Below are 6,172 nucleotides of genomic sequence, written 5' to 3'. Positions count from 1 at the left end.
CCCCCGCCAAATTTACGACGATGTGCCATTGTGCCCTCTACGAAATCTACATAGATGCCACCTAATTTAGGTTCATCTTGTTTGCGTAATTCTAGGTGGGTGGGCGTTAAAACTAATGCCATGATTTGCGTTTCGTCGTGAACTAATCCCCAACGTTGTGCTAAATCAGATAAGGCGCTGTTATCAGCGCCTTCTTCACAAAGTAAACAGATATTCACATATCATCCTTTAATGCCGTAGCCTTTGAGCATAGCATCAAGTTTCGGCTCACGACCACGGAAGCGTTTGAACAGCTCCATTGGCTCTTCTGAACCACCACGAGTTAAAATATTATCAAGGAATGATTGACCCGTTTCGCGATTAAAAATGCCTTCTTCAGAGAAACGAGAGAAGGCATCAGCTGCCAGTACGTCAGCCCATAAATAGCTGTAATAACCTGCTGCATATCCACCTGCAAAGATATGGCTAAAGGCATGAGGGAAACGCGCCCAAGGTGTTGAAGGAACAACAGAAACTTGTTCTTTTACATTAGTTAAGGTTTCCATTACACAAGCACCCTTCGCTGGGTCATACTCGGCATGTAAACGGAAATCAAACAAACCAAATTCTAGTTGGCGTAATACAAACATCGCTGACTGATAATTTTTTGCTTTGAGCATATTATCAAGCATTTCCTGCGGTAATGGTTCGCCAGTTTCATAATGACCAGAAATAAAGGCTAACGCTTCTGGCTCCCAGCACCAGTTTTCCATAAATTGACTCGGTAATTCAACAGCATCCCAAGGCACGCCATTAATACCTGCAACATCAGCAGTATCAATTTGCGTTAACATGTGATGTAAGCCATGACCAAACTCATGGAACAGTGTAGTGACTTCATTATGAGTAAATAAGGCGGGTTTATCACCTACAGGTTTATTGAAGTTACAAGTGAGGTAAGCAACGGGATTTTGCAGTGAGCCATCAGCATGACGCATTCTGCCTATGCAATCATCCATCCAAGCGCCGCCACGTTTGTGTTCACGAGCATATAAATCCAGATAGAAGCTACCACGTAACGTGTTGCTTTCATCATAAAGTTCAAAGAAACGGACATCATCGTGCCAAGTGTCGATATCGTTACGTTCTTTAGCTGTTAAACCATAGATACGATGAACGACTTCAAATAAGCCACTTAAAGCACGTTGCTCAGGAAAGTAAGGACGTAGTTGCTCATCATCGATTGAGAACAGGTGCTGTTTCTGTTTTTCACTGTAGTAAGCCAGATCCCATGACTCTAATTTATCAACGCCATAGTGCTCTTTTGCAAATTGGGTGAGTTCAGCTAACTCTTTTTCACCTTGTGGATGGGCCCGAGAGGCTAAATCGGTCAAGAAATTAAGTACTTGTTCTGGAGACTCCGCCATTTTGGTGGCAAGCGATTTTTCAGCGTAATTTTTAAAACCAAGCAATTGAGCGAGTTCGTGACGTAATGCGAGGATCTCGGCGATAATTTCGCTATTGTCCCACTGACCCGCATTTGGACCTTGATCAGAGGCACGTGTGCTATAAGCGATACTCATCTCTTTTCTAAGTTCACGATTATCCGCATAGGTCATAACAGGGAGATAGCTTGGCATATCCAGTGTTAATAGATAGCCGTCTTGCTCTTTCGCTTGTGCGATAGCTTTTGCGGCATCAATGGCACTTTGAGGCATACCTGATAAATCTTCTACATTAGTAATTAATTTAGACCACCCCATTGTGGCATCTAATACATTATTACCATATTTAGCACCTAACTCAGACATACGTGCGCTGATTTCACCAAAACGCTGTTGTTTCTCTTTTGGTAAACCGATACCAGATAATTCAAAGTCACGTAATGCATTTTCAATTGCTTTTTTCTGTGGTTGAGTTAATGCATTAAAATCAGCACTTTCTTTAATTGATTTATAAGCTTGATATAAGCCTTCGTGCTGTCCCATCCATGTACTGAATTCAGATAGTAACGGTAAACACTGTTCGTATGCTTCACGCAGTTCAGCACCGTTTTTAACAGAATTTAAATGGCTAACGGGGGACCAAACACGAGAAAGTTTATCACCTGCTTCTGCTAATGGTTGGCAAAGGTTATCCCAAGTAAATTGCGTATTATCAGCCAGTAATTTTTCGACGGTTTGGCGATACGTGGTTAAAACGTCTTTTAGTGCAGGAACAATATGTTCTGGTTTGATAAGGGAAAATGCAGGTAATCCCGTTGTGCTAAGTAATGGATTTGACATAAAAAACATCCTGTATTTTGGTTTGCAGTGACGTAAAATACACCACTGAGTTTATTCGTTATAGAGAGTAAGATGAGGATGAAACTGTATAAGTTCAATAGTATCGCGGTAATTATCAGAGGTTTTACTCAAAAATGGGATTATTTTATTTGAAAGCGCTTTTATTGATTTGGTGCACTTGGGATTAAAAATAATTCAGCGTATAATCATCCCGTTATTTCCTTTTTACCCATTCAAAAATGGAAGATCATCGTCCCCGGTGGGGCGGCTGGACTTCAAATCCAGATGGGGCCGCCAGCGGTCCTTGGCAGGTTCGACTCCTGTGATCTTCCGCCACTCAAATTCAATGTACCTCCAAAAAACTCAAACGATCCCTTATAATGCTAATTAGCCATCTTTACTTCTAGATGTAAAGATGGCTTGGGTTATTTCTTATCCATTTTAATGATACTTGGGTCTACATGTAGTTCTTTATTTCTAAATGGCGAGCTTCTTTAAACCTGGTATCTGATTAGGGTTCGAGTGTGGGGGAAACGCTCTTATCCTTATCATTCTTAATTAAGTGTTACCATCACTTCCGCCGATGCCGTCACCTTGCCGTAAGGCAATTTACCATCGCCCCCTGCACAAAGGCGCCATAAAACAGGATTAATAAAACTGGCTGAGGGCTGATCTTTAGTGATATGCCCAAGTTTTATTGCTGTTGTATTGTCAAAAGGAATGCCTTTTCCTGTTAAACCACAGCTGCCATCAAAAGATTGCTGTGCCCTTTCAATTTGTCCCGTGATATATCCTCCGCCTTCCTTTAAACTTAATTTGCTCGTATCGTTTTCAAAATATCCAGATATAGCTCTAAAGGTTAAGTTAATATTAGAGTCAATAACCTCATCACCCTGTGAGCAATAAGTTTCAATAGTGGTCATTTTACTAGCCAACTCTTTACCTGCCTGATTAGAGTGCAATACATCGCCAAAATTAATTGTAGGTGGGGTGTTTATATTACATTCCAAGGTAGATATTTTAAATTCGGTATCTTTCGGGAAAATACTCGTATCCGAAGCAGTGCTAAGAATGGATGCTGTATTTAAAACCAGTGCCGAAACAAAAGTCGAGGTCGCTGTTTTTTGTGTTCCGTCTGCAATTAGGACCCAATACCCACTCATTTGTACCTGATAGTCCGTATCTCTCCTAATCAGCGGTGTTCGTGATGTCTCTAGTGATAAACAGTTTACCGCATCATTTAAAATAGTTAATTTTGGTGAATTCTTGGGCGCGTTCGATGTAACAAATTTATTGTTCCCGAAAGCTCCGTTAAATGACACCCTTTGGTAACTTTTTTGATCTGTGTACTCCCCCCAGAAATTACCAGCTATCGCTATATATAGTCCTGGAATTACCATCATAGCATCGTAACCTGCGACTTTGGTAAAGTCTCCAGGTTTTGGATTTGTAGTATATAATGGACAGCTTATTGTATATGCAGAAGTGCCTAAATTAGTTGTAGCTGTTAGCAAGGGGTCTAAACGGCCTCCAAAATTAATAACATCATTAGAAGAGTTATAAATTTTCAACAATTTGCTGGTAAACGGTTTTCCTTGCCACACAATCCCTTCTCCTTTAGGAATAATAATCACATTTTTAGCTTGTGCTATCGAGGTCATTCCCAGTAACCCACTCAGCCACAATAAAATGGGTATTTTTTTTTACTGCGTTAAAAGATAAGAATGAAAACATCGGATCTACTCCTATTTTTAATGTCTAATGGATAATTTGCTGTTTTATTTTTGTTGAGCGACCCAATTCGTCAATCAAGCTCCATTCGATAGAATACGCTCTTTTATTTTTTGACAATACAGGGGAAGAATACCGTATCGTCCCAAAAGGAGGGATCATCCTTCTTAATGACTCCTTATCTATATTGCTCCCATCTATTATTAAATGATCCAACGTTATCCAATAGGGGCTTGGGTTACTTATATTCAGAGCACCTTGTTTGATACTGAAAATCAATTTCTCACTTTCGGAGAGTTCTTCAATAAACCATTTCTCTAAGCTATTTGGACGATAAAATAATTTCAAATTAATCACCGTTGAAATGGTCATATTGTTCTTATTCATTTCACTGTGAATAATGGGAATCGCCTTTAAGGAAATATAAAAAACAGACTCTTTTTTATTATCCAGTAATACACTCGGGACCCGTCTAATCAAGAGATTAATCTGACTTTTTGATTCAAAACGAAACAAAGGAGGCGTGATCATAAAGGGTTGTTTTTTACTGGGCGTGGCTGATTCATCCTCATTCTCCACCTCCATCATTAATCCCGTATTGGCATCGACGTTGCGTATTACCGATTGTAATAAATAGGTGTTATCCGTTTTATTATTAATCTGTAAACTGACGCCTTTCTCGTCACTTTCATGGAAAATTACCCGCGTAAATAATAGCGATAACCCAACATTGGTATCGACTTTCTTTGCTTGCACGGGCAAACACAGGAAGAACGATAATATCAGCCCCACTAATCCTCGTATTTTCATCACTTCCCCTTATGGCTTATTGACAATCCGCGGTATATTCAATGACCGGGGTAATTTTATCCTGTGCCGCGCGCTCAATCGGTAAGGTATAATTCACTTGGCAGCTTTGCTGGGCGCCATTTCCCCACCGTACCGTTAACAGCCCTTGTGGTAACAGCCCCGCTAAATACACTTCCCCATTATCACCGACTACTGACGTATTTTCTTCATCCCCTACCACCGATACTAGCGCGCCAAAAGGAAGAGGTTTGTGCTGGCGCATCAGCGTCATAATCACTTGATACCCCACTTTGGTATTAAATTTCGTGTACACAACCGCATCTTTAGTAGGGTAGAGTTGATGAATTGAATTATCCACTTCCACGTTGTTCGGTAAGGAATAGATATCCAAAGAGACGGGGTTTTTATTGTAGCTATTACCAATCGGCACTAAAGCAAAACCCCTGTCATTGATGGTGCCCATTCCTGAGTTGACTTTGGTCCCCGCCGCTTGTTCTGCTTCCACTAAGGCCAATGGCGATGATCCCACATAACGGGCTAACGTTATTCCATAAGGATGGGCAATGATCCCACCGTTAAGGCTGCCCGATAAAGTGTTGTAATCATTACTGTAACTGTAGGCTAACGTACTGTTGGATACCTCACCCACATAGTTAATATTTAAATTGCTACTATTGTTAGCGTGTTTCTCTTTGCTGTAATCTTGGTCAACGGAAATGCCCAGCCTATCGTCCAATAGCGAGGTTCTGAGTCCCACATTTTGCGCCGTATTACCATGATTACCTGTATTAATCGCATAGGATAAAGAGGATTTCTCGGCCAAAGGCGCTGGACTGAAAATCTTGAAGGGGATCTGCATCCCTACCGATAACCGACGATCTTCTGGCCAGTTATTATGTTCGTCTTTTCGTTTTTCAATATTGTACGTAATAAAATAGTTGATCTCTTTTAACGTCGCATTATACGATAATGACACCCGTTTATTGACTTCATTGCTATTCCAGTAATCTTCTCGATTCCCCGATAATGTCAACGAGCCATAACGGCCTAATTGTTGGCTTAAGCTGATTTGGAAATTATTTTTACGCTTCGCTCTACCCCAGGCGTATAAGCCATTTTCATTGATAACGTTTGCATCGTTAAAACTGTAATACTCTTTGGTGGAATAACGATAAGCGGCTAAATCCACTGTGGTCCCCGTTGACAGCATACTTTTGGCATAGCGGACACGATAAGATTGCCCATTTTTCCACGAATCTGACCCTTGAATTTTCGCCCATGACATAGTGGCATCAAAGGAGAGCGCCCCCAGTTTCCCTAACGAGGTCCCGAACCCTACCACGGAAGATAAATAATCACTGCCCCCC

5 protein-coding genes and 1 tRNA gene are annotated in these 6,172 nt (G+C 40.9%); 1 reads left to right on the top strand and 5 read right to left on the bottom strand.

The annotated features are described in order from the left end of the window. On the bottom strand, positions 1-218 hold a 218-nt coding region (locus tag BHE89_RS07865), incomplete at its 3' end, for a class I SAM-dependent methyltransferase (protein ID WP_171742480.1). A 3-nt stretch (positions 219-221) separates the two neighbouring features. Further along, complete coding sequence (prlC, locus tag BHE89_RS07860) at positions 222-2,264, bottom strand: oligopeptidase A (RefSeq protein ID WP_069369443.1); 2,043 nt, start codon at positions 2,262-2,264, stop codon at positions 222-224. 241 nt (positions 2,265-2,505) lie between these two features. On the opposite strand from prlC, the gene BHE89_RS07855 reads away from it, so the two are divergent. Continuing rightward, positions 2,506-2,600 (top strand) — tRNA-Sec (locus tag BHE89_RS07855). Between the two features lie 218 nt (positions 2,601-2,818). Here the strand turns inward: BHE89_RS07855 and BHE89_RS07850 are convergent. From BHE89_RS07850 to BHE89_RS07840, 3 genes are all read right to left on the bottom strand, one after another. Beyond that, entirely contained in the window at positions 2,819-3,925 is a 1,107-nt protein-coding gene (locus tag BHE89_RS07850) for a hypothetical protein (RefSeq protein ID WP_128860392.1), read from the bottom strand. A 97-nt stretch (positions 3,926-4,022) separates the two neighbouring features. Continuing rightward, entirely contained in the window at positions 4,023-4,787 is a 765-nt protein-coding gene (locus BHE89_RS07845; protein ID WP_216080993.1) for a fimbrial biogenesis chaperone, read from the bottom strand. 34 nt (positions 4,788-4,821) lie between these two features. Beyond that, a partial coding sequence (locus BHE89_RS07840) for a fimbria/pilus outer membrane usher protein (RefSeq protein ID WP_141008276.1) occupies positions 4,822-6,172 on the bottom strand: 1,351 nt, incomplete at its 5' end.

Origin of the sequence: Shigella sp. FC1967 (genome assembly GCF_001743005.1) — a bacterium.
In the GTDB taxonomy this organism is placed as follows: Bacteria; Pseudomonadota; Gammaproteobacteria; order Enterobacterales; family Enterobacteriaceae; genus Proteus.
Note: the sequence above shows the minus strand (reverse complement) of the source record. Positions and strands in the feature narration are given on the sequence as shown.

Bases quoted from the DNA above. Each gene is read 5' to 3' on its own strand.
- prlC (WP_069369443.1), bottom strand. From the start codon at position 2,264: ATGTCAAATCCATTACTTAGCACAACGGGATTACCTGCATTTTCCCTT.
- BHE89_RS07850 (WP_128860392.1), bottom strand. From the start codon at position 3,925: ATGACCTCGATAGCACAAGCTAAAAATGTGATTATTATTCCTAAAGGA.